General features: G+C 46.0%; 19 protein-coding genes. 12 read left to right on the top strand and 7 right to left on the bottom strand.

All coding sequences use genetic code 11. From position 1 onward, the window contains the following. Nucleotides 1–36: 36 nt before the first annotated feature. Nucleotides 37–2,118 (bottom strand): ATP-dependent DNA helicase RecG, encoded by a 2,082-nt coding sequence (recG, locus tag LGZ99_RS02575; protein ID WP_036837601.1) that lies wholly within the window; start codon nucleotides 2,116–2,118, stop codon nucleotides 37–39. Between the two features lie 429 nt (nucleotides 2,119–2,547). On the opposite strand from recG, the gene LGZ99_RS02580 reads away from it, so the two are divergent. The 12 genes from LGZ99_RS02580 to LGZ99_RS02635 all read left to right on the top strand — a co-directional run bounded on the left by LGZ99_RS02580 (nucleotide 2,548) and on the right by LGZ99_RS02635 (nucleotide 14,244). Beyond that, on the top strand, nucleotides 2,548–3,114 hold the full coding sequence (locus tag LGZ99_RS02580; RefSeq protein ID WP_021326372.1) for a tyrosine-type DNA invertase: 567 nt from the start codon (nucleotides 2,548–2,550) through the stop codon (nucleotides 3,112–3,114). Nucleotides 3,115–3,540: 426 nt separating this feature from the next. Then, nucleotides 3,541–4,140 carry a fimbrial protein gene (locus LGZ99_RS02585; protein WP_152552706.1) on the top strand — a complete coding sequence of 200 codons (600 nt, stop codon included), beginning with the start codon at nucleotides 3,541–3,543 and terminating at the stop codon, nucleotides 4,138–4,140. 117 nt (nucleotides 4,141–4,257) lie between these two features. After that, a complete protein-coding gene (locus tag LGZ99_RS02590; RefSeq protein ID WP_023044539.1) occupies nucleotides 4,258–4,998 on the top strand; it encodes a fimbrial biogenesis chaperone in 741 nt (246 codons plus the stop codon). A gap of 13 nt (nucleotides 4,999–5,011) precedes the next feature. Beyond that, nucleotides 5,012–5,596, top strand: a complete 585-nt coding sequence (locus LGZ99_RS02595) for a fimbrial protein (RefSeq protein ID WP_262978827.1) — start codon at nucleotides 5,012–5,014, stop codon at nucleotides 5,594–5,596. A 245-nt stretch (nucleotides 5,597–5,841) separates the two neighbouring features. Beyond that, entirely contained in the window at nucleotides 5,842–6,342 is a 501-nt protein-coding gene (locus LGZ99_RS02600) for a fimbrial protein (protein ID WP_235184672.1), read from the top strand. A 78-nt stretch (nucleotides 6,343–6,420) separates the two neighbouring features. Further along, nucleotides 6,421–7,068: a hypothetical protein gene (locus LGZ99_RS02605; RefSeq protein WP_262978828.1), complete on the top strand. Its 648-nt coding sequence runs from the start codon at nucleotides 6,421–6,423 to the stop codon at nucleotides 7,066–7,068. Between the two features lie 52 nt (nucleotides 7,069–7,120). Continuing rightward, nucleotides 7,121–7,870: a fimbrial biogenesis chaperone gene (locus LGZ99_RS02610; protein WP_235184673.1), complete on the top strand. Its 750-nt coding sequence runs from the start codon at nucleotides 7,121–7,123 to the stop codon at nucleotides 7,868–7,870. 68 nt (nucleotides 7,871–7,938) lie between these two features. Further along, nucleotides 7,939–8,700, top strand: coding sequence for a fimbrial biogenesis chaperone (locus LGZ99_RS02615; protein WP_023044534.1), 762 nt, complete (start codon nucleotides 7,939–7,941; stop codon nucleotides 8,698–8,700). A gap of 84 nt (nucleotides 8,701–8,784) precedes the next feature. Continuing rightward, nucleotides 8,785–11,517, top strand: coding sequence for a fimbria/pilus outer membrane usher protein (locus tag LGZ99_RS02620; RefSeq protein ID WP_081704201.1), 2,733 nt, complete (start codon nucleotides 8,785–8,787; stop codon nucleotides 11,515–11,517). Nucleotides 11,518–11,681: 164 nt separating this feature from the next. Then, nucleotides 11,682–13,103, top strand: a complete 1,422-nt coding sequence (locus tag LGZ99_RS02625) for a hypothetical protein (protein ID WP_023044532.1) — start codon at nucleotides 11,682–11,684, stop codon at nucleotides 13,101–13,103. A gap of 143 nt (nucleotides 13,104–13,246) precedes the next feature. Then, nucleotides 13,247–13,738 carry a CaiF/GrlA family transcriptional regulator gene (locus LGZ99_RS02630; protein WP_036837637.1) on the top strand — a complete coding sequence of 164 codons (492 nt, stop codon included), beginning with the start codon at nucleotides 13,247–13,249 and terminating at the stop codon, nucleotides 13,736–13,738. Between the two features lie 35 nt (nucleotides 13,739–13,773). Beyond that, a complete protein-coding gene (locus LGZ99_RS02635; RefSeq protein WP_036837640.1) occupies nucleotides 13,774–14,244 on the top strand; it encodes a hypothetical protein in 471 nt (156 codons plus the stop codon). Here LGZ99_RS02635 and spoT read toward each other — a convergent pair. From spoT to LGZ99_RS02665, 6 genes are all read right to left on the bottom strand, one after another. Beyond that, nucleotides 14,176–16,293, bottom strand: a complete 2,118-nt coding sequence (spoT, locus tag LGZ99_RS02640) for a bifunctional GTP diphosphokinase/guanosine-3',5'-bis pyrophosphate 3'-pyrophosphohydrolase (protein WP_021326363.1) — start codon at nucleotides 16,291–16,293, stop codon at nucleotides 14,176–14,178. The genes LGZ99_RS02635 and spoT overlap by 69 nt on opposite strands. 17 nt (nucleotides 16,294–16,310) lie before the next feature. Continuing rightward, a complete protein-coding gene (gene rpoZ / locus LGZ99_RS02645) occupies nucleotides 16,311–16,586 on the bottom strand; it encodes a DNA-directed RNA polymerase subunit omega (RefSeq protein WP_011144672.1) in 276 nt (91 codons plus the stop codon). A 54-nt stretch (nucleotides 16,587–16,640) separates the two neighbouring features. After that, complete coding sequence (gene gmk / locus LGZ99_RS02650) at nucleotides 16,641–17,264, bottom strand: guanylate kinase (RefSeq protein ID WP_021326362.1); 624 nt, start codon at nucleotides 17,262–17,264, stop codon at nucleotides 16,641–16,643. Nucleotides 17,265–17,626: 362 nt separating this feature from the next. After that, the gene (locus LGZ99_RS02655) at nucleotides 17,627–18,472 is read right to left on the bottom strand and encodes a hypothetical protein (protein WP_152552711.1); all 846 of its coding nucleotides are present in this window, start codon (nucleotides 18,470–18,472) and stop codon (nucleotides 17,627–17,629) included. Between the two features lie 1,067 nt (nucleotides 18,473–19,539). Beyond that, nucleotides 19,540–20,871 carry an RCC1 domain-containing protein gene (locus tag LGZ99_RS02660; protein ID WP_036837642.1) on the bottom strand — a complete coding sequence of 444 codons (1,332 nt, stop codon included), beginning with the start codon at nucleotides 20,869–20,871 and terminating at the stop codon, nucleotides 19,540–19,542. A 70-nt stretch (nucleotides 20,872–20,941) separates the two neighbouring features. After that, a complete protein-coding gene (locus LGZ99_RS02665; protein ID WP_036837645.1) occupies nucleotides 20,942–22,135 on the bottom strand; it encodes an RCC1 domain-containing protein in 1,194 nt (397 codons plus the stop codon). Nucleotides 22,136–22,266: the final 131 nt, after the last annotated feature.

Below are 22,266 nucleotides of genomic sequence, written 5' to 3' on the forward strand. Positions count from 1 at the left end.
TTGAGAAGCGAAAAGCCCGCGCCGATATGTTCTCAATCACGCATGACTATAATGTGTCCGTTCCGGTAACCAGCGTTCAATTAAGGCACGGGCATGTTCAGGATAGTGCTGGTGGATATGACGAGCAATACGCTGCACTTCCGGCAGCATCCCTTGATCTCGCAACAAATCAGCTACCTTAAATTCCACATTCCCAGTTTGGCGTGTTCCTAATAGCTCCCCGGGACCGCGAATTTCCAGATCTTTCTGTGCGATAACAAACCCATCATTACTGTCCCGGAGCACTTGCAGGCGTATTCTGGCGGTACTGCTCAACGGCGTTTTGTAAAGCAACACGCAATGAGAGGCGATAGCACCACGGCCAACTCGTCCGCGTAATTGATGAAGTTGCGCCAAGCCAAGCCGTTCCGGGTTATCAATGATCATCAAACTGGCATTAGGCACATCCACACCGACTTCGATAACCGTTGTTGCAACCAGAAGTTGTAGCTCTCCACGCTTAAAAGCCTCCATCACTTCCAGCTTTTCGGCGGCTTTCATTCGGCCATGCACCAACCCGACTTTCAGTTCCGGCAAGGCGAGAGTCAATTCTTCACTGGTAACTTGTGCCGCTTGAGCTTCCAGTACATCGGAATCTTCAATCAGCGTACAGACCCAATAGGCTTGTCTGTTTTCATCAAGGCAGGCATTTTTGATCCGTTGGATAATCTCTTCACGACGTGTATCCGGGATCGCAACGGTCGTTACCGGTGTTCTCCCCGGCGGCAGTTCATCAATAATAGAAGTATCAAGATCGGCATAAGCAGTCATTGCTAAAGTTCGGGGGATAGGGGTTGCCGTCATTATCAATTGGTGAGGATGAAAACCCTGTTCGCGCCCCTTTTCCCACAAAGCCAGACGTTGATGCACGCCAAACCGATGTTGCTCATCAATAATCACCAACGCCAGACCGGAAAATTTAACCTGTTCCTGAAACATGGCATGTGTGCCAACAATCATAGCGACCTGCCCGCTGGCAATGGCTTCCTGTTGTTTCTGACGTGCTTTCCCTTTTTGTTTACCCGCCAGCCAGCCGATCTGAATCCCCAAAGGCTCCAGCCATTGTCGGAAGGTATTAGCGTGCTGCTCTGCCAGTAGTTCAGTCGGCGCCATCAGGGCAACTTGTTTACCATGCGTAATAACCCGCAACGCAGCCAATGCGGCAACCAGCGTTTTTCCTGAACCAACATCTCCTTGAATCAGTCGCATCATCGGAACATCTTTTGCCAGATCTTGCTCAATGTCCGCTACAACCCGTTGTTGCGCGTTAGTTGGAGAAAATGGCAGACGGTTGAGGAATTGCTGTTTTAACTTGTTTTCAGTCGGCAGCGACTGAGCATGATGGCGTTGTGCGCCCGCTCTAGCTTCTAACATACTTAAATGATGAGCCAGAAGTTCTTCCAGGATCAGGCGGCGGTGAGCCGGGTGTTTGCCGGTTTCCAGATCAGCCAGAACAATATCTGGCGTGGGGCGGTGCAGGGTATGTAATGCTTGTGGCAGGCTGATCATAGAACGGCTTAACTCTTCCGGCAGGAGTTCGTTGATCGCACAGGTATCAAGCAATTGCAGGGCCTGCTCAATCAGCTTACGGAGAGCCGCCTGACGAACACCTTCCGTCGTCGGATAAATAGGCGTTAATGTTTCTTGAAGACGTACATTTCCAGCATAATTTTGAATCTTATACTCAGGATGGATAATTTCCGCTCCCTGACTACCTCTTTTGATTTCACCGTAAGCAACAACCTGCTTCCCTTTTGCCAGATTGTTTTTCATTGCCGCAGAGAAATTAAAAAAACGCAGTGTAAGTACACCAGTGCCATCACTGATTTGGCAGGTCATCATCCGGCGGCGGCCAAAAATAACATTGGTATGGAGGATTTCTCCGGTGACTGTGGCATGGATACCCGGTAAAAGATCATTAATCGTATAAAGGCGGGTCTGGTCTTCATAACGAAGCGGGAAGTGCAATAGCAGATCCTGCAAGTTGATCAGGCCCATTTTTGCCAGTTTAGCTGCCTGACTTGCCCCGACGCCATGCAGGGAAGTTAAAGGGATGGCATCAAGCAGTTGGCCTTTCATGCGATTTCTTCTCTCCATTGCTTGCTTGACAGTTCGTCATGTTTCATTGGTTGCGAACCGGTCTTGCTTATTTTCCATAATAATACAGACCAGGTTAATGTAATCAACGTAATATTTTCCTAATAATTGGTTGAAAATCATGTCAATACACTGTGGGTAAACACCTGTAATCATCAAGGTTATCAACCAAATTTAGCAGCACGCTCCCGTAATGATGAAAAAATAATCAAAAAAAAGTGTTTAAATCCTACCTCTCATCTGTATAACCCTCTGTGACCCCGGTGAACAACATACCATTTGGGCAAATTGATGGTGTGTATTTTATTCCCAGGTTCTGTCGGTTGCTGGCTTATGTCTCGAAGTTGGGAACGATTCTGTCAGGGGGAATAATAGCCGGGTTATGCTATCAATATGTTTGGAGAAATAGTCATGGGCCAAAGAAAATATCTGACTCAGTCAGAAATAGAAAGTATGCTGGAAATGGCGAAAGTCGGTGCTAATCCAGAGCGGAACTATTGTCTGGTGTACATGAGTTTTATCCATGGTTTTCGTGTCAGCGAAGCCAGACATTTACGGTTATCTGATATGGAATTGAAAGAGCGATGCCTGTATATCCGGCGGTTAAAAGGAGGATTTTGTACTAACCATCCTCTGTTGCTCCGTGAGGTTCGGGCGATTAAGGCATGGCTTAAAGTGCGCAAAACTTTCTTGGGGGCAGATAGTGATTGGTTGTTTTTGTCACGCTCTGGGAAGCCACTTACGCGTCAGCGGATTTACCAGATTATTAGTCGATTAGGGCAATTGGCGAATATTGCTGTCGTGCCGCATCCGCATATGTTGCGTCATGCCTGTGGTTTTGCCCTTGCAGACCGGGGAGTGGATACCCGACTGATACAAGATTATCTTGGACATAAAAACATTCGTCACACTGTGCGTTATACAGCGAGTAATGCTGAACGTTTTCAAGGAGTTTGGGGCGTGAAAGGCAAACGTTAATCACTACAATTAGGACCATTTTGACAATTGAGATACACCCACCACGAAACTATACTGAAACTTTTCTAATAATGAAAGATACAGAATTGTATATCTTTGTAAAGCATTATGTATTCTAACACAGCTATACCAAAATAGCCTAATTTTTCCCTGCAATACCCCAAAACACCTCCTTTCCCAGGTTCCTTTTTTGAAATTGTTGCTCTTATTTTTCGAAATCAACAACAAAATATTCTTAAATTTTGTGATTGGTCATTGAATTATTTTATATGTGGCGAATTTTTGAACATAAATTCCAATGTGTATCTCAATTGTCAAAATGGTCCTAATTGACAATTTTATGTACAGCTAAGTGTTACTGATAATCAGCAAATGTATGTAAAGTTAAGTCTGATTTTTGTTCTATAGTTAAGCGGGATTAATTAAATGAAAAAGATATTAAAGATAAGCGTCGTGGCGGCGTTGGTTTTGGGGGCAGCTTCGGCTGCTAATGCGGCGAATAACGCCACAGTAACTATTACTGGTACTGTTTCGGATGTGACATGTGACATTACCAGTGGCGTGAAAAATGGTGATGTCAGTTTGGGTAACCGCAAGCCAAGTGAATTCATCGCTGGTAAGAATAAATTTAATGGCATGTATATTATTGATGAATATAAATCTTTTACTGTTGGTGTCAGCGGCTGTGGTGGTACTGTTGAGGCAAAAAAATCACTTAAGTTGTTGGTGTCAGGGACTACGATAGGAGCAAGCACTGACATATTTAATGATGGTCAGGGTAATGTGGAGGGGCAAATTCCAAATGCGGGTGTTGCATTAACCTATAAGGTTGGTGGTGATGGAACGGAAGAGCTTCTTAAGAAAGACAGCCGTATCGTATTGGCTTCATCAAAAGATACAACTCCTAAAGCGGAAGACTTTAATAACAAATCTGTGGTCTTTAAAGCTTATATGGCGTCAGTAGGTGCGAACCCATCTCCTCAGAACATTCATGCTCCTCTTAATTTTTCCATAGCGTATGAATGATTATTGATTCAATAACCAGCCTGAGGAGCCTTTCTTCAGGCTTCTTTGGTTGCAAATTCTGGATGATTAAAACGGTGTTTTATAAACCGCTGTTGGCTGAGTGAAAAGAGAAAAATGATGATCAGTAAACTCCGACTTCCTAACATCATAGTAAAAAGCTTTGTATTGAGCGCGTTTTTGTTCGCGTCACAGAGCCAGGCCGAAGGCGGATTTGGCATCGATGCTACACGCATTATTTTCTTACAGGATAAAGCGGAAACAACAGTCTCAGTACGCAATACAACAACCAATATCCCTTACCTAGTGACAACTAAAATTACTCGCACCGTTGATGGCAACGGTAAAGCACCCTTTTACGTCTCTCCTCCTTTATTCCGTTTGGACCCTAAGGGAACCAATGTCCTGCGCATCTTAGGTGATACCAGTAAGTTGCCAACCGATCGGGAAAGTGTCTTTTATTTTAATGCTTCCGCGATTCCCGGTAGGAATCCTCCGGGCCAGCGCTTTGAAAGCGCCAAAATTGGCGGTGGAATAGCTTATGCCATCGGCAATACCATCAAACTATTTTATCGGCCAACGGGATTAGCGGGAACGCCAGAGCAGGCATACAAAGCGCTGCGTTTTACCCATGCTGCCGGGGGCATTCAAGTCAGTAATAATTCGCCTTATCACATCAGCTTTACGCAGATCAAAGTTGATGGGGTGCCAGTGAAGTTTTCTGATAGTCATCCGCAAATGCTGGCACCTTTTAGTACCCACGTTTATCCCGCTCAGAATAGTCAGAATAAAAAGAAAGTGGAATGGGCAGTGATCAACGATCTCGGTGGAGGAGATAACTTCAATGGCACAATCCAATAAAACCGGTATCTCAATGGTTCTGTATGTACGCAGGTACCTGAGTTACATCGGTATGGCGGGGGTTTTGTGGCTTTTTGCTAGTCCTTTGTGGGCGAAGAATTCTGTCAATGCCAAGTTTAAGGCCACAATCACCCAAGGGACGTGTGATATCTCTGCGAGCGACAGCAATATCGAACTCGGTACTGTGCAATTTAAAGACGTAGTATCAGGCAAAATCAACAAGGAAGCCTATCTGACGCTGAAAAATTGCACTGCTGTGGTCAATAAAGACAGTATTACTCCCACAATCACCGTTACCGGCGATCACGTTGATACGGATGAAACGCTGTTTCGTAATCGTGATAAACAAAGCCCGGCAATGGGCGTTACTGTGCAATTGAAGACACTCAATGGCGGGGAGTGGTCCTCGGATTTGAAGAACGGAGTCCCATTTCACTTGGCTAATAAAGGCACAATCATAAATGACCACGCCCCTTCTGTTTCTGTGCCGGTCAAGTTTTCACTGATGTGTGCTCCAGTCGTCGGTGAATCGGCAGCTGATTGCAAAAAGACAGGCAAAATCAGCGCAACGATGACATTTACGTTTGATTATCGCTGATGTTATCGGCATTGCAGTGCGATATCTGTTAACAGAAAGAATCATAGAATTAATTTGAGGCAAGTACGATGTTTGGGACAGTGACAGGACAAGAAAAGAATAGGCTGAATGACCCGTTGGCCTGTCTGACCAAGGGTAGGTATGCGGTAATGCGCTGCTTCTGCTGTTCTATCTTGGTTCTATTGTTTCTGGTGGGCAGTGGGGCGGCTGAGGGGCATTACCCCAGAAGCACGAGTGGAGTGGATGTGGAGTTTTATGCTGGGATTATTCCAGAACCTTGTGATATGGAGATAAGCAGCGGAGGTACGCTGGATTTCGGTTCGTTGTCGGCAGCGAGCTTTGCAAAGCCAGGGGATATATTAAGCCCTCATAAGCTTCAATTGAAGTTGACTAATTGTGGCTATCCGAATGCCAATACTCTCAGTAGTCCCGAGATATCTGTGGAAGGTACTACTATCAACAACGGACGCATCATGTTCCGTGATTCTGATGGCCCTGATAGTTCTGAGGGATTTGGATTTGTTCTCATGTATTCAGTGTCGGATGATGGAGGCGACGAGATTGATTGGGGTGACTTAATATCCACTGGAAGGGGTACATCGCTAGACGATCTTGGTATTGAAATTGAAGACCAGCAGGCGGAAGTTCCTATAGTGGTAGCGATCGCTAGGGAGCGGCAGGGTGATGGTGTTATTCGACCTGGTCAATTACATGCGAGTGTCACTTTTACATTTACCTATCGGTGAGGGCGGTTTATCACGGAGGATACAAAGTGGGAAACGAGTGATAAGGGGAGTTGGATGAAAATGAATAATAAAAAACTTATGAACAGTTGTTTAATAGGCTATCGCAATCGGACAAAGTATTTGTTACTCGTCATGATAATGGTCGGGTTGAGTGTCAATTTGGTTTTGCCGGTGCAAGCTCAAACTCAACCTCACGACACAACTGCTCATTTTTCATTGGACGGTTTTCTGTTGCCCCCGACTTGTGTGCTGTCAGTGAATGGCATGTCCGGTGGCAAATATTCTATAAACTACGAAAAACCTTACAGGGCCAATCAGTTCAAGGATGGTGTATCTCTGGAAGAAACGAGAAAAACGTTAAAATTCACTCTGTCGGGTTGTAATCAGGCACCTCTCAAAGGGGACGGCACTCAAATTAGAAAGCAACCGACTCTGTTCGTATGGGGTAATAAGGACACTGATAGTAACAATCTTTACCTTTTCTGGATGCCAGGTTCTACCGCTAAGTGGGTGGGAATTTTGCTGAGCAAAGAGGGGGGAGTTAACCAGGGACCAGTCAAGGTGAAGTCTGTCGAGGACCCGGTACGCTTCGATTTTGAACCTAACCTTGATAAGGACGATGGTCAATCCATGACATTTTCGGTGGTTATGGCCGGTGATAAAGAACATAGAGTGATCGGAGGAGAACTCCTTGTCTCTATACATTTTGAGTTTGAGTATTCGTGATAACTAAGTTCAGGTACGCCTGATAAATGTTGCCAGAAGTGAAGTGGAAGGTATGAATATAAAAACGGTGAATATAAAAGCGTGGATAATGGGATTATTGGGGCTATGGGCAATGATGGCGTTACCGGCTCATGCCGGTCTGATGCTAGGACAGACACGGCTGGTTTATCATCAAAGTGACAAAGTACAAAGTATCTCGTTGCAGAATTCGGGTGATGGCGCGTATCTGATACAAGCGGCAGTGACCTCATGGGATGATACCAAGACTCGGTCATCGGCGTTTACTGTGCTGCCCCCCTTATTTCGTATAGAAGGTAACAGTGCGAATGTGATGCGCGTTATCCGTACCGGTGGTGATTTCCCGGCTGATCGTGAGTCACTGTTTCGTCTTCGCATCAATGCGATTCCTGCGGGGGTAGTTCCCCGTGAGTCTGATGGGCAACAGGATAAGGTTGATGCATCCTTGTCTATCTCGCTAGGTATGAACATTAAATTTATTTACCGGCCAGATAATCTACCGATGACACCGAAACAGGCGTATTCCCGGCTGACGTTTACGCGAACCAGCAATGCCGTCGTGGTGGTTAATCCGACGCCGTATTACCAAACGTTTTCTTGGCTGAACTTGGCTGGTGAAAGCATAAACCTGAATAAAGCGCCATCCATGTTAGCGCCTTTTGGTCAGGTGACTTATTCCCTGACCGGCTTGGCAGGTAAAGCGGCTGATAAGGTGACGTGGGCGATGATGACCGATTTCGGGGGAGAAAGTAAGCCGCAGAACGGTGTATTGCAGAGCCACTAAGCAATGTTTTGGACTGAGTAATATTTTTGGGATGAAGAAATACTGCATGGCATTAATGGGATACTTCAATGAAACAGATATATACAGCTGTGTTGTGTACTTTGTTAATGATCTTGCCTGTATCGCGACTGAAAGCAGAGCCTCAGGGGATGTTTATCGATGAGCCGCGTGTGATCTACCTTGGGTCATCCAGCAACGGTGCTATGTCGACTTTCAGTAATAACAGTGACGACAACTACCTTATTCAGTCAATGGTACGGGAAATGGACCCAAAGAGCGGTTTACCGACAGCGGTTAATGCGCCGTTTATCGTGATTCCTCCTCTGGGCAAGGTGAATGCGCACAGTAGTCAAGTACTGAAAATCCTTCGCACTGGTGGGGACTTTCCAAAAGATCGTGAGTCGGTGTTCTTTCTGAATGTGCGCCTGTTGCCTTCCGAGAAGGAAAATTCTGTGCCAAATAACCTTGTCCAGATGAAAGTGGTCATGACTCTGGCAGTGAAGTTGTTCTATCGCCCGAAAGGATTACCAAAAGAGGGGGTTGCTGGAGCAGTGAAGCAGTTACAGGTATCGGTCAAGGAAGATACTGTGACTCTAACGAATCCGTCGCCGTTCTGGGTAACGTTGCAGACTTTGAAGGTGAATTCGTTTGCTGTGCCTGTTGGGAGTTTGTTCAGTATGGTGCCGCCATTGAGTCAGCAGAGCTGGTCACTACCATCGGGTAAAACACTACCGGGCAGTCATGTCACAGTATTGTGGCGAGCTATCGATGAATTTGGTTTAAATACCGATGAAGAGAGCCGGTCCGTTGTTGTCTCTGGCAGCCACTAGCTAATAGTGAGTGGCGTTGCAGATATCAACAGAAGATATGTGAGCAATGGACCTATCATTAAATAATAGAGATGGCAATTAAGAATGAAAGTATTAATTCCGGCAATAAGCTGTCGTTCAGAACGTCCGTCTATTTGTCGTATAAATCCGGGCATTTCCACCGCTATATCCTTGTCAAAATGCGGAATAGGATTGTGCCTTTCTCCGGTTTTTTGCCGGATGATGCTGGTATTACTGGCGGGTTGGCATACTCAGGTAACAGCGCGTGACTATTTTGATCCTTCTTTATTGGAGTTTGGCCAAAGTTCAGGGCAAACGGTGGATTTATCACAGTTTGAAACTGCTGGTGGTCAGGCACCGGGAACTTACCGAGTTGACATCTACATTAATGGTACTTTCTTTGATTCACGTGATGTTACGTTCCAGCATAATGGTGCTGGTAGTAACGAGCTGGTTCCCGTACTTACCCCAGATTTATTGGAGGCTGCGGGTGTCAATGTGAGTAGTATACCGGCATTAAAAGCATTACCGGCGGATAAGCCAATGGGTAGTCCATTAAGCAAATTCATTCCTCAGGCCACGGCTCATCTGGATTTTTCTCAGATGAAGTTGGGCTTGAGTGTTCCCCAGATAGCGATGAAACCTTTGGAGAATGGTCTGGTTGATCCAAAGTTGTGGCAAGAGGGGATTCCGGCTTTTTTATTGAATTACAATATTAATGGCAATCGGAACCGACGCTCACAATCTGGCAATAAACAGACGAGTCAGAGTCTGTTCGGTAGCTTTAATTCTGGGTTGAATTTGGGGGCCTGGCGTCTTCGTAATACTGCCACCTATTCTTATAGTGCTCAGACTTATAATTGGTATGACTCATTTAATGGTCCAGTGAAGAAAACGACTCAATCCCAGCAAAGTTGGAATTTCTTACAAACCTATTTGCAGCGTGATGTAGTGATGTTACGCAGTGATCTGACGATAGGGGATACCTCGACTGGCAACGTGGCGGGTCAGGTATTTGATGGTTTTCCTTATCGGGGTATTGGGCTTGCTACCAGTGACTCAATGATGCCTGGCAGGCAGAGTGGTTTTGCACCGATTATCAGCGGGATAGCTAAATCCAATGCGCAGATTACGGTGACGCAGAATGGAAGCGTGATTTACCAAACCAACGTCGCGCCAGGCCCATTTCGTATCACAGATCTGGTCAGTAGCAGTACTGCGGGCGACTTACAGGTAACGATAACCGAGGCGGATGGTACCCACCATGGGTTCAGTCAAGCCTATTCTAGTTTGCCCATGATGCTGCGGCAGGGGCAATTTAAGTACGAAGTGGCAGCCGGACGCTATCGTGCGGGGGGATACAACAATCGTAAGCCGGTGTTTGGCATGGCCTCGATGATTTACGGTTTGCCTGGCAACGTCACATTATACGGTGGGGGTTTGGTGGCGCAATCGTACCAGTCTGCGGCGCTGGGGGCTGGGTTTTCCCTTGGTATGATGGGGGCGTTATCTGCGGATGTCACGACGGCTCGAACTCGGTTGCAAAATGCGACTAACTTCCTGCGCGGGGAGTCTTACCGTGCTAAATATTCGAAAAGTATGCTGACCACTGGCACGACAGTGGATTTAACCGCGTACCGCTATTCCACCCGTAATTATCTGAGTTTCTCGGATGCGAATATCCAAGGCTACAGTGTTTGGGGAGAACTTCCCTATTGGATGTCTGAACGGCGGCGTAGTAGTTGGCAAACGAGACTAAGCCAGTCATTGCCCGGTAATTATTCCTTGTGGCTCAGTGGTCGGCGGGATAACTACTGGGGCAGCTCTAAAACCAATACCACTCTGTCGATGGGGTTGAATGGTTCTTTCTACCGTGTGGGTTGGGGGCTTAATTACAGCATTGATCGCATGCGAGGTAATGGTGATTGGCCTGAGAACCGGCAAATTTCGTTGAACGTGAATGTTCCTCTGAGCTTATTTGGCTCCTATGCGGCCCTGAATAATGCGTATGCTAATTATAATTTTTTCCGTGATAGTTCCGGGCGTAGCAATAGCCAGCTAGGGTTAGGTGGCTCCGTATTGGATGACAATAGTCTGTCCTGGAGCGTATCACAAAGCCAAGCTAATCAAGGGCAAGGAAACAGTGGTTCCGTGTCGATGGGATACAATGGCGCTTTCGGGCAGGCGAACTTGGGATACAACTACGATTCACAGGGGGGGCGTAGTGTGAACTATGGGTTTAACGGAGGATTGATTGCTCATCAGCATGGTGTCACCTTGGCATCGCGTATTGGCGATGCTGCTGTGTTAGTGCGAACAGCGGGGGTTGAAGGTGTGCGTGTGATGAACTCCAGCTCGGTTACTACTGATCGCTGGGGGTATGCGGTTATGCCATATGCTAGGACGTACAGCCGTAACAGTATCAGCTTAGACCCGTCATCGCTGCCTGAAGGGGCGAATATGGAGCAAGGCAGCAAGAACGTATTCCCGACGAAAGGGGCTGTTGTGATAGTGGATTACCCCGTACGTATTGGGCAGCAATTGCTGATGAATCTCACCTATCACGGTAAACCTGTACCGTTTGGGGCAATGGCGGGGCTGAAAGGGGAGGCAGATACAAATCTGGCGGCGATAGTGGGAGATGGTGGGCAAGTGTACCTGAGTGGTATGCCGTCTAAGGGGGTACTGAAAGTGAAGTGGAGTAATACACCGGATAGCCAGTGCGAGGTGGCATTTGACCTGGGAGCACCTCCGGTAAAGAAGAAAGGCGATAAGAGTTGGAGTCCAATGAGGCAACTGAACGAAACCTGCCGTTAAAAAGGGATGCTGTATGGTGACAATCTGCACGGGCAATCCAATGCAGAAAACCAAAAGAAGAGGAATCCCTGAGAGGTGGATGTATTTCGGCTGAGACGGGGTGATGGCAACGAATGAGAAGTTCTAACAGGACAATTGGGGAGTAATCCTTGGTTGGGTATCGCATGAATATGAATAAAATGTTTATTAACAGGATAATGCAGGCTGTTGGTCGGATGGTAGCTTATCGTTGCCAGTGGCAGTGGCCGACATGGGCAGGCGTGATATGCCTATCTGTGGGTATCTTTTCTTCCTCCTCGGTACTTGCTACACAAGTAGAATACTGGAATGCGGCGGCAGTCAGTGATGCGCTTGGGCCTAGGCAAGCAGTGCCGTGGAATCGCTCTGTCATCACCTATCCAGCATCGGGGAAAGCAAACTTAGGCGCAAATATTGTGTTTCCCAATGTGTCATCAATGTTGTGGCAAGGAGATGACCCCAAAATAACGATGGAGAACGCTAAGTTTCGGCTCGTATCTAAGGGGAAAATCTTTGACGCTTTGCAAGTTAGCTCGGGTACATACAACTGTAAAATTAAAGCTAGCTTTAAGGATAATCGTCCGGGAACAGCGGAAAAGCGTTTTTCGCTGGATATGATGAATAATTCAGGTCTTAATCAAACTGAATACGAATCTCTTGAAGTAAACAATGGCGATACCAAGGTTGATGAAGATGTAAAAAATGCGGCATTGCAAGATTTCAAATTCGATGTTTCTTGTAGTGGGGACAACTTTTCATGGCAGCGACATCCCGATCAGAAGATCAAATTCGACACGAGTCCTAATGGTGATCTTGTAGGATTTCAGGTTAAGACCTCAAGTGAGAACGATTTTGTGGTTTGGCAACGACCACTAGGTAGTCTCCCTGAGATCAAAGACCCTACAGTAATATTGCAGCCCCCAGAGTGTTTTATTCCGGTTTTTACTGGCAGGAGATTTAGCTTTGGTGAGGTTCAGCCAATAGACGAACCCCCGGGAAGCGGTCAGTTCAACCCCGTCAAACTCAAGGACATGAACTTTATTATGCGAGTTTCCTGCATTGTCACCGAAGGAGAAAATACAGGTGGCACTGTAATTGTGGTGGCATCTTCTAATCATATAATGCCAGGTACTCAGAATCAAATGTTGCGGGTGATGCATAATGCAGAGGCTGATAGTAAAGAGATTGATAATGAAGCGTTGGGGGTAAAGCTTGAGCTGTCTAGCGTAGAAGTCCAAGGACCTTCTAAGAGTGGTCCGGTTAGTTTCAGTGCTGATCCTGATCCTAAATTTAGTTGTATGGGGAATGTTGTTGTGGGTAAAGGTAATACAACTCAGTCAATGAATAAGCAAATAACATTTGCCGACGGTAGTAATAGTACAGATGCAGGAACTGGTGGTTTTGTGTGCCTTCAAGTAGAGAACCCTACACCATCTACAGCACCTACACAACAGACTACGAAGTTTAACTTCAATGTCACTGGAAGCCTCTGGCAACTCCAGAGATTGAAGCTTTCGGATTATGGTTATTTCCAGACGAATTTGGACATGACGTTGGTAAGGCCATAGCGCCTGCGGAGAGCGTTATTTTTACACAAATCATTAAATATGGTGGGCGGATTAGCCTATAGGTATTTCATTTCAGATAAATCACAGTATTTCATTTCTCATGTGGTAACAGGTAAACCAGTTAGTCACCGGGGGAGAGTAAAATGACAATCAATGTTAATGATTCAATGCTGCTTCAAATAAGCGGCAGTCAGACCGATTTGCTTGGAAGTCAGACTATTACGGGTAAACAAAGTAATCATGGGGATTTTCGTCTGCCTGCCTGCTTGTCTCATTTGAATGATACACCGTTGTACATGGCGGTCGCGTATTGGGGATTATTGAAGGGACGCGGATTTACTAAACGTGAAATCAGCCAGGTGTTCCGAGTGACAGAACGCCGGGCAACAGATGTGATGAATTATATCTACAATGAGCGACGTGATGTGATTGCCTGTGAAAAAGTCTTCTTTCGTGAGAAGCAGGGAAGTCGTCGGCTGATGCTGATTGTTACGGCAGTCGTTGAACCAATGCCCCAGAAGGGCCAGGCGCCGTTAACGAAAACGGTGAAGTCGACGCGCTCCCGGACATCATCACAAGCTAATCACATGCGCACTTGGTTTTTGCAGCGGGCTTGTGTTCCGTTTATCTCCTGAGTCGTATCACACATGTGGCGGTCTGGTGGGACATGATGGAAGATGAGTTTTTATCGATTGTGTGTGTGATGCCTTATGGGATGCTGATAAGCCGGGTGGTACTGGTTATCGGTATTGTATTGCTGACTGTCTGTGGATTTTTATTGGGCAACAAAATTCGCTATTCGCTGTATCCCCGTATGCTGTTAGCGTATTGGTGCCGAACATGGATTTTGCCACTGTTGTTTATCGCTATCGGGTTGGTATTGATGTTTGGTGTGGGGGGAGAGGGTTGGTTAGACCGAATACTGGATGAGGTTGATTCAGCATTGATTGGTCTGTTCTTTGATAACCGGGATGACGTGCGGCTGGTGCCGTCATTGCCGGTAGTGTCTTGTGAGTCGGCTGTGGATAGCGCTGTTGGCTGTTCACCTGCTGATTTGCACGGGCTATCCGGTTTAGTTTCTGTTACGGCTGACTCGCATCACATCCGGCATAATTCGGATTTTGCGCATAATATTCGCTAACTGAATACGGTCTTTGGTGGTCAGCCGGATAAAAGCGCAGTAAACACGACCATCTTTCTCTTCTGTATTCATACCTTGAATACTGGAATTGGCTGCGTTAATGGCGGCAGTTAGATTTGCCAAAGCCCCTTGGTGGTTAAACATATCCACTTTTATTTCGGCGGTGAAATCGTTATTGATCTCTTTATCCCATTCAACGGCCATAAATTTTTCGGGTTCTTTCTGATAGCCTCGAATATTACGGCAGGATTCATGGTGGATAACCAACCCTTTGCCGGGGCTGATATGGGCGATAATCGGGTCTCCGGGGATGGGGCGGCAGCATTTGGCGAAAGTAATCAGCACACCGTCAGCGCCTTTGATGGGCAATTTACGTGCTCTGTTGTTATGGCTACCGGTGCTTGTGGTATTTTCCTGTGCGCCTAACAGGTTGCGGGCGACCACGATACTCATGGTATTACCAAGCCCGATTTCAGCTAGCAGATCATCTATGGTCGCGAGTTTCATTCTCTTCAATTCTTTACTGATATTTTCCTGCGGAATATCAACCAGCTTTTTCCCGTTACCCAACGCGTGATTCAACAGGCGGCGACCTAGCCCAATGGAGTCTTCCCGTTTAAGGTTTTTTAGCAATTGACGGATCTTAGCGCGTGCTTTTGAACTGACGACAAAGTTCAGCCAGGCGGCATTTGGGCGAGCGCCCGGTGCGGTTATAATCTCAACGGTTTGACCACTGGTAAGCGATTGAGATAATGGATATGGCTGGCGATCAACTCGCGAACCAACACAGGCGTGACCAATATCGGTGTGTACGGCATAGGCAAAATCAACTGGGGTGGCACCTGCGGGTAATTCCACAATACGCCCCTTCGGGGTAAAAACGTAAATCTCATCAGGAAACAGATCAGATTTAACGCTTTCGATAAATTCAAAAGAGCTGCCGGCACTTTGTTGTAGTTCCAGCAAACTTTGCATCCAGCGTTGAGCACGAACTTGCGCGGCTGTACCGGATTCACCTTGTGCTTTGTAAGCCCAATGTGCAGCAACGCCCATTTCAGCCATTTGATCCATATCTTCGGTGCGAATTTGAACTTCAACTGGCACCCCATGAGGGCCAATCAGAGAAGTGTGCAGGGATTGATAGCCGTTAGCCTTAGGGATGGCAATGTAATCTTTTACTCTGCCCGGGCGGGGTTTATACAGGCTGTGCATCTGCCCCAAAACCCGATAGCAGATATCAACATTATTAACAATGACCCGAAATGCATAGATATCCATAATAGAATGGAAACGTTGCTCTTTGAGGTGCATTTTCCGGTAGATAGAATAGAGATGTTTTTCTCTGCCACTGACTTTGCACTCAATATTGGCTTCAGCTAGCCTGCCTGCAATTTCAGACAAAATTTTCTGGATCATCTCCTTACGGTTACCACGGGCCGCTTTTACCACCTCTTTGATAACCCGGTAGCGGTTAGGGTGAAGGGCTTCAAACCCTAATTCCTCTAACTCCGTTTTCAGATGATGAATCCCCAGACGGTGGGCTAAGGGGCTGTAGATCTCTAACGTTTCCCGGGCGATACGACGGCGTTTATCTGGACGTAACGCCCCGAGAGTACGCATATTATGGGTACGGTCTGCCAGTTTGATCAAAATGACGCGGATATCTTGCACCATCGCCATGATCATTTTGCGGAAGTTTTCTGCTTGTGCCTCTTTTTTATCGCGGAAATTCAGCTTATCAAGCTTGGAAACCCCCTCAACTAACCCAGCGACCACAGGGCCAAAAGGTTGTGCGATATCCTGAAAGGTGGCGGGTGTGTCTTCAATAACATCATGCAACAAAGCGGCCATCAGTGTCTCATGGTCGAGACGCATCTCGGCCAGAATACAGGCAACCGCGACAGGATGCGTAATGTAGGGTTCACCACTGGTACGGGTTTGCCCTTCATGGGCATCCCGTGCAACAGAATAAGCCTGCTTGAGGAGTTCAATTTGACTCCCAGGCAGGTATTTTTGGATAAGCTGATTCAGGCTTTCAAACAGATACAAGGCAGACCTACCGTAGATTAACGACGACTTTCCGCGATAGCGGAAACCGCCTGCATTTCTGCTGCTTCCTGCTCTTGTTGTTCCTGGCGCTCACGGACATCCAGGATTTTACCGTTAATCAGACCCTCTTCCACTTCACGCAGAGCGATAACGGTCACTTTATCGTTCTCTTCAGCAACCAGCGGGTCTTTACCGCCTGTTTGCAGTTGACGTGCTCGACGAGCAGCGACCAATACCAGGTCAAAACGGTTACCAATTTTTTCTACAGCGTCTTGAACAGTTACGCGTGCCATATGTGTGCGACTCCACAGGTAAAGAAATGACTGGGCATAATACTGAAATTGGGTTCAGTCTGCCAATAATTTGCTGATTAAAGCATCATGCCGTTGTGCCTGGCGCTCCCGATGCAGGCGTTCTGAACGGATAATGGTGTGCAGATCGGCTAATGCAGTATTGAAATCGTCATTAACGATTAAATAATCATACTCGTTATAGTGAACCATTTCTGCAACAGCCTGCTCCATGCGTTTTTCAATAATGTCTTCACTGTCCTGACCCCGACCGCGCAGACGGCGGCAAAGCTCTTCTTTTGACGGTGGCAGGATAAAAATACTGCGGGCAGAGGGCATTTGTTTGCGGATCTGCTGCGCGCCTTGCCAATCGATATCAAGAAAGACATCAACGCCACTGGTAAGGGTTTCTTCAATCACTTTCTGGGATGTACCGTAATAATTACCGAAAACACGGGCGTGTTCCAGAAATTCATGATTATCGATCATTTGGCAAAAGGCTTCTTCAGTGATAAAGAAATAGTGTTCACCATGATTTTCACCGGGACGCATTGCGCGCGTGGTATGGGAAACAGAAACCTGAGTATCGTACAAAGGTTGTGTTTTTAATAAAGCCTGAATTAGACTTGATTTACCCGCCCCGCTTGGCGCAGAGACAATATATAATGTGCCTTGGATCATGATGATATCTTGGTTGATTGGATAACAATGTATACCCTTCATCTTTCAGGTTGCTGCTTTCACTTACCGCTGCGCTGCAACTTGAAATCTATTGGGTATAAATAAAAGCAGAATAAAATTCTTGTAACAGTATACACGTACCTGCTCATACGTGTCGCGTTACCGATGCATTTCCACAGAAATTTTCTTGGGGAAAGATGGCTAGTGGATATTTTGTATCGCCGCTTGTTTGGTTTTACCCGTCGGAATTTATAGGCTGAATGTCTAACTCGCCCTATTCAACCGGGGATTGTTCCCCGGCTGCCTTGTTAAAGATGACCATTTGTTGCCATCACCCCCTCCCGGGTAAATTACCTTTACTCTTAGGGGGTCACTTTCTGCTGGTTATCATTGTTTTCTGCGTGAGGTTGTACTACGGCTGGATCTTTAAAATTGGGATTTAAACCACCTGGTGGACTCCAGAAAGCAACGTTATAGATATAATAGTTGGGATCTTTGCTGTCTTGCATTTCAATTGATGGCACCCCATTCTTCCAGTCACTTTCGAATTTGACTTTCTCTTCAGGTTTCCGCTGCCATGAAAAACCCGTTCCCTTACAGGATACAGTGTAATTCAGATCTACTAGTTTGGACTCCATCACGTTACTATCCCCTTTAAACCAGTGGATATCCTTATTTACAACGACTGCATCTGTAAAAAGTGTTGACTTGGCCTTTCCTGCTGCCTTGTCTTTGCGGTAGGCCGTCATCTCACAGGTGTACTTTCCTGTAACGACGTGTGGAACAACGAAGAGACGGTTTTGCGCTCTAACCCAAAGCATGAGATCTTTTAACACGGTGGGATACTCTGTTTCTGGAAACTCAACATTGAACCTTGATGGAAAAACACCTATTAAGTTTTTTGTCCCTTTTGGCGGATAACGAACTGGCTTACCGTTATTGTTTTCCCCATCCAATACTGGCTGCCCGAGGGCAACAATGGCTAGCTGGGGAACCCAGTCTATGATTTCAGCTTTATATGCAAGAACCGGGGTAGAGAAAAGCGCACTTACAGATAAGCTCACTCCCACCACCCATATCGGCCACCGGCGACAATGCGCCGTTATCCGGCCAATATCCTGTTTCACTCCGCTGATGGATGTGTTGCCAGCATTCATTAAATATTCAGATGGGGATGATTCCCCGATTGTTAGGTTAAAAATTTTCATTCTCTGTGATAACCCTGTCCCGGCCAGATTGTATTGGCCTTTTAAGGGTTCTCCTTTTTCAGATGATTATTTTCTGCATCGGATCACCCGTGCAGGCCGTTATTACACTTACCTGCCTTAACGGCAGGTTTCGTTCAATTGCCTCACATCACTTTCAAGATCCAGGATGATGGCATATTGCTTAAGGTATATTTGCCTGCCATCTTCCGTTATTGCTGCCAGATTTATCAGCAATTACTGGCCGTACACATGGATAATCTAACATGACTATTGCCCATTGCGTTTGAGGCCGGAGGGAAGACTATCCCGGATAATTAGTCTTATCCCAAAAACTTAGGGGGTTGCGTATAGAATACGGGTATTGCTACGAGAGCCATTACCTTTTCCAGAATAGGATCTCGGTATTGCCTTTATAAGGTTATCGCTAATATCCATGCCAGGGGAGAAAATGTAATTTTGATTCATATTACTCTCCTAGTAAGGTTATATCCGATTTACCTTTACCCACAGGGAGTCGATGCCATAAAACTTATCCCTTGCGGTGTAAGCTGACTTTTTATTGCTATGAAGACATAAATAAGGATAGCAACCTTTTTAAAAAAAGATAATAGAAAAAATTCATCGGCTGATAACTTTTGGTTAACACTAAATCTGATTGTTGGTAGTGGGTCTTAGATTATTTTCCACAAATAAATTAAAAGAGTGATAATAATGAGGTTTGAACGGAAGAATTTAGAGCGAATATACATCTTTATGACTATTATTACGTGAACGAGTAACTTAATTTACTAATAATTAATTGTAAAGTAGGAAATAATGCGTTGTTATGGTTGTGTCATAATTCTTGTGTGGTTTGTGAAAAATCAGTTATTTTTAGGATTTTAATATTTATTTTCCAAACTATTTAGTGGAGTTATTGTCTTTTCATCTTTATTTGGAAGGTTATTTTAGTAATAACAGCGGGAGGGGGAGCCGATATTTCAAATGGAATAAACGACAGGCTGAACCGAGGTATATGGCTCAGCCTTGGTTTTAGTGTTTTTTTAATAATTCATAATAACAATGGGCTAATCATCATATTCACTATGTACTATATTATCGTTACCAACATCCCAGGCTAATATCTGACCATTCTGTCGTAAGACTGTGAAAGATTTACCGGTTGTACTTAGGCTGACGATATCTTGTAATCGGGCTATCCCAGATGGGAGTTTGACACTTGGATCACTGTGTCCCCAAGAGACCACGCTACCATTCGCCCTTAGGGCAGCGAACGCATCATTTGCTGCACTTAGGCTGACAATGTCCGTTAAGTTGGCGATTTGGGGTGGGATGCTGGTACTTGCCCCCCAGATGACTACGCTGCGGTTTGCCCTCAAGGCAGCGAATGAGCCTCTTGCTAGATGTGAGCTTATTGCGGGATGTAGGCTGACTATATCCTTTAATGCAGCAATTTCGGGTGGAACCTGACCGCCAGAGTTCGGATCACCCCAGGTAACTACACTACGGTCTGCCCGCAGGGCAGCAAATGCTTTGTCTGTTGCACTTAGGCTGACAATGTCCGTTAAGTTAGCAATTTCTGTCGGGACGCTGCCGCCTGATTCTCCATCTCCCCAGGCGTCCACGCTACCATCCTTTTGCAGGGCTGCGAAAGAAGTCCATGTTGAACTTAGGCTGACGAAATACTTATTTATTACAATATTAGAAGGTACAGAATATTTACCCCAGGAGACTACTTTATCATTCGCCCGCTGGGCCACGAATGTGTTCGCAGTTGTACTTATTCTGACAATATCCTGTAATTGGGCAATGTCAGACGGGACTTGCCCTCCTTGATATGGATTTCCCCAGGCGACCACACTACCATTCGCTCGTAGGGCGGCGAAGGCAGAATGTGTTGAACTTAGGCTGACAATGTCCTGTAATTCAGCAATATCGGGTGGGATTGGGCTTCCCCAATTTGGCGCTTTCTGATCTGGATCTCCCCAAACGACTACACTACGGTTTTCCCGCAGGGCGGCGAAAGCACTCGACGTTGAACTCAGACTGACAATATCCCGTAATTTGGCAATTTCTGGTGGGACTTCGCCGCCGTTGTCTCGATCACCCCAAGCGACCACGCTACGGTCTGCCCGCAGTGCGGCTACAGCAGAGGTTGTTGAAGTCAGGCTGACTATATCCTGTAATTGAGCAATTTCGGGTGGGATATTTCTGACATCATCATCTCCCCAAGCGATCACTCTGCCATTTGGTAATAACATGGCGGTTGACCAGGCCGTAGGGACGATGCAGATCTTGTCGTTGGAGTTACTATTACCGTATGTCCCAAATTGTTGGTATAACTTTATAGAATTATCGCGGGTATCCATGTTTGGTGAGAAATCGTTATTTTGGCTCATCTTCTTCTCCTAATAAGGTCATATCGGATTTACCTTTTCTGTACCGTAAAACTTCTGCTCAATGGATTAACTAACTATCATATTCATTATGTAGTTTATTGTCGTAAATAGAGCCCCAGCCTACTCTCTGACCATTGGTTCGCACTATTATGAATGAGTTTCTTGATGCACTAAGGCTAACGATATCTTGTAATCGAGTTATCCCGGGAGGGACTTGATTGCCTTGATAATTGCCATATCCCCAGGCAACGACGCTACCGTTCATCCGTAGGGCTGCAAATGCGGTTTCTGTTGCACTTATACTGATAATATCCTGCAATACGGCAATTTCGGGTGGAGTTTTGATATCATTCCCTTCCCAGACAACCACACTGCGATCTGCCCGTAGGGCCGCGAAAGCACTTGATGTTGTACACAGACTGACAATATCTTGTAATTGGGCAATATCCGACGGAATATTGCCATCCGAAGATGGGTCGCCCCAAGTAACGACACTGTGATTTGCCCGTAGAGCCGCAAAAGCAAAATTTGTTGCGCTTATGCTGACAATATCCCGCAATTGAATAATTTCTGGTGGGATTTGAGTACCTAAGTCTTGGAATCCCCAGGTGACGACGCTGCGGTTTGACCGTAGAGCTGCGAAAGCAGAAGCTATTGCACTAATACTGACAATATCCCGCAATTGGGCAATTTCTGGCGGAACCTGACCTCCCCAATTCTTAATTCCCCAGGCGACCACGCTGCGATTTGCTCGTAGGGCTGCAAATGCGTTTATTGTTGAACTCAGGCTGGTAATATCCTGCAATTGGGCAATTTCATCAGGTATTTGACCGCCAGAAAATTCATCGCCCCAGGCGACTATGTTTCTGTTTGCTCGTAGAGCCACGAAAGCAGAACCTGTTGCTTTCAGGCTGACAATATCCGTTAATTGGGAAATGTCGGGTGGGACTTGACCATCGTTACCTTCGTTTTCGTTTCCCCAGGCGACCACGCTCCGGTTTTTCCGTAGAGCCGCAAAAGCATCATCTGTTGCACTCAGGCTAACGATATCCTGTAATTGAGCAATGTCGGGCGGGATTTGACTACTAGGACCATTTCCCCAAGCGATCACTCTGCCATTTGGTAATAACATGGCAGTTGCCTCTTTAGTAGAGGCGATGGGCGTATTATTATCAGCGTCACTATTCCTGTCTGGTTGCCAATATTGTTTTATAGGATTATCGTTGGTATCCATATTTGGTGAGAAATCGTTATTTTGATTCATATTACTCTCCTAATGATGGTTATATAGAATTTATCTTTTACCCACAGGGAGTCTATGTCATGAAATCTATCCCTTGCGGGTTAAGCTGCATTTCTACTGATATGAAGAACGTTGTCTATTCTTTAAATATA

Origin of the sequence: Photorhabdus temperata, assembly GCF_025384845.1 — a bacterium.
GTDB lineage: Bacteria > Pseudomonadota > Gammaproteobacteria > Enterobacterales > Enterobacteriaceae > Photorhabdus > Photorhabdus temperata.

What these genes read in the sequence shown, in the direction of transcription:
- recG (WP_036837601.1), bottom strand. Translation starts at nt 2,118, where the DNA reads ATGAAAGGCCAACTGCTTGATGCCATCCCTTTAACTTCCCTGCATGGC.
- LGZ99_RS02580 (WP_021326372.1), top strand. Translation starts at nt 2,548, where the DNA reads ATGGGCCAAAGAAAATATCTGACTCAGTCAGAAATAGAAAGTATGCTG.
- LGZ99_RS02585 (WP_152552706.1), top strand. Translation starts at nt 3,541, where the DNA reads ATGAAAAAGATATTAAAGATAAGCGTCGTGGCGGCGTTGGTTTTGGGG.
- LGZ99_RS02590 (WP_023044539.1), top strand. Translation starts at nt 4,258, where the DNA reads ATGATCAGTAAACTCCGACTTCCTAACATCATAGTAAAAAGCTTTGTA.
- LGZ99_RS02595 (WP_262978827.1), top strand. Translation starts at nt 5,012, where the DNA reads ATGGTTCTGTATGTACGCAGGTACCTGAGTTACATCGGTATGGCGGGG.
- LGZ99_RS02605 (WP_262978828.1), top strand. Translation starts at nt 6,421, where the DNA reads ATGAACAGTTGTTTAATAGGCTATCGCAATCGGACAAAGTATTTGTTA.
- LGZ99_RS02610 (WP_235184673.1), top strand. Translation starts at nt 7,121, where the DNA reads ATGAATATAAAAACGGTGAATATAAAAGCGTGGATAATGGGATTATTG.
- LGZ99_RS02615 (WP_023044534.1), top strand. Translation starts at nt 7,939, where the DNA reads ATGAAACAGATATATACAGCTGTGTTGTGTACTTTGTTAATGATCTTG.
- LGZ99_RS02620 (WP_081704201.1), top strand. Translation starts at nt 8,785, where the DNA reads ATGAAAGTATTAATTCCGGCAATAAGCTGTCGTTCAGAACGTCCGTCT.
- LGZ99_RS02625 (WP_023044532.1), top strand. Translation starts at nt 11,682, where the DNA reads ATGAATATGAATAAAATGTTTATTAACAGGATAATGCAGGCTGTTGGT.
- LGZ99_RS02630 (WP_036837637.1), top strand. Translation starts at nt 13,247, where the DNA reads ATGACAATCAATGTTAATGATTCAATGCTGCTTCAAATAAGCGGCAGT.
- LGZ99_RS02635 (WP_036837640.1), top strand. Translation starts at nt 13,774, where the DNA reads ATGGAAGATGAGTTTTTATCGATTGTGTGTGTGATGCCTTATGGGATG.
- rpoZ (WP_011144672.1), bottom strand. Translation starts at nt 16,586, where the DNA reads ATGGCACGCGTAACTGTTCAAGACGCTGTAGAAAAAATTGGTAACCGT.
- gmk (WP_021326362.1), bottom strand. Translation starts at nt 17,264, where the DNA reads ATGATCCAAGGCACATTATATATTGTCTCTGCGCCAAGCGGGGCGGGT.
- LGZ99_RS02655 (WP_152552711.1), bottom strand. Translation starts at nt 18,472, where the DNA reads ATGAAAATTTTTAACCTAACAATCGGGGAATCATCCCCATCTGAATAT.
- LGZ99_RS02660 (WP_036837642.1), bottom strand. Translation starts at nt 20,871, where the DNA reads ATGAGCCAAAATAACGATTTCTCACCAAACATGGATACCCGCGATAAT.
- LGZ99_RS02665 (WP_036837645.1), bottom strand. Translation starts at nt 22,135, where the DNA reads ATGAATCAAAATAACGATTTCTCACCAAATATGGATACCAACGATAAT.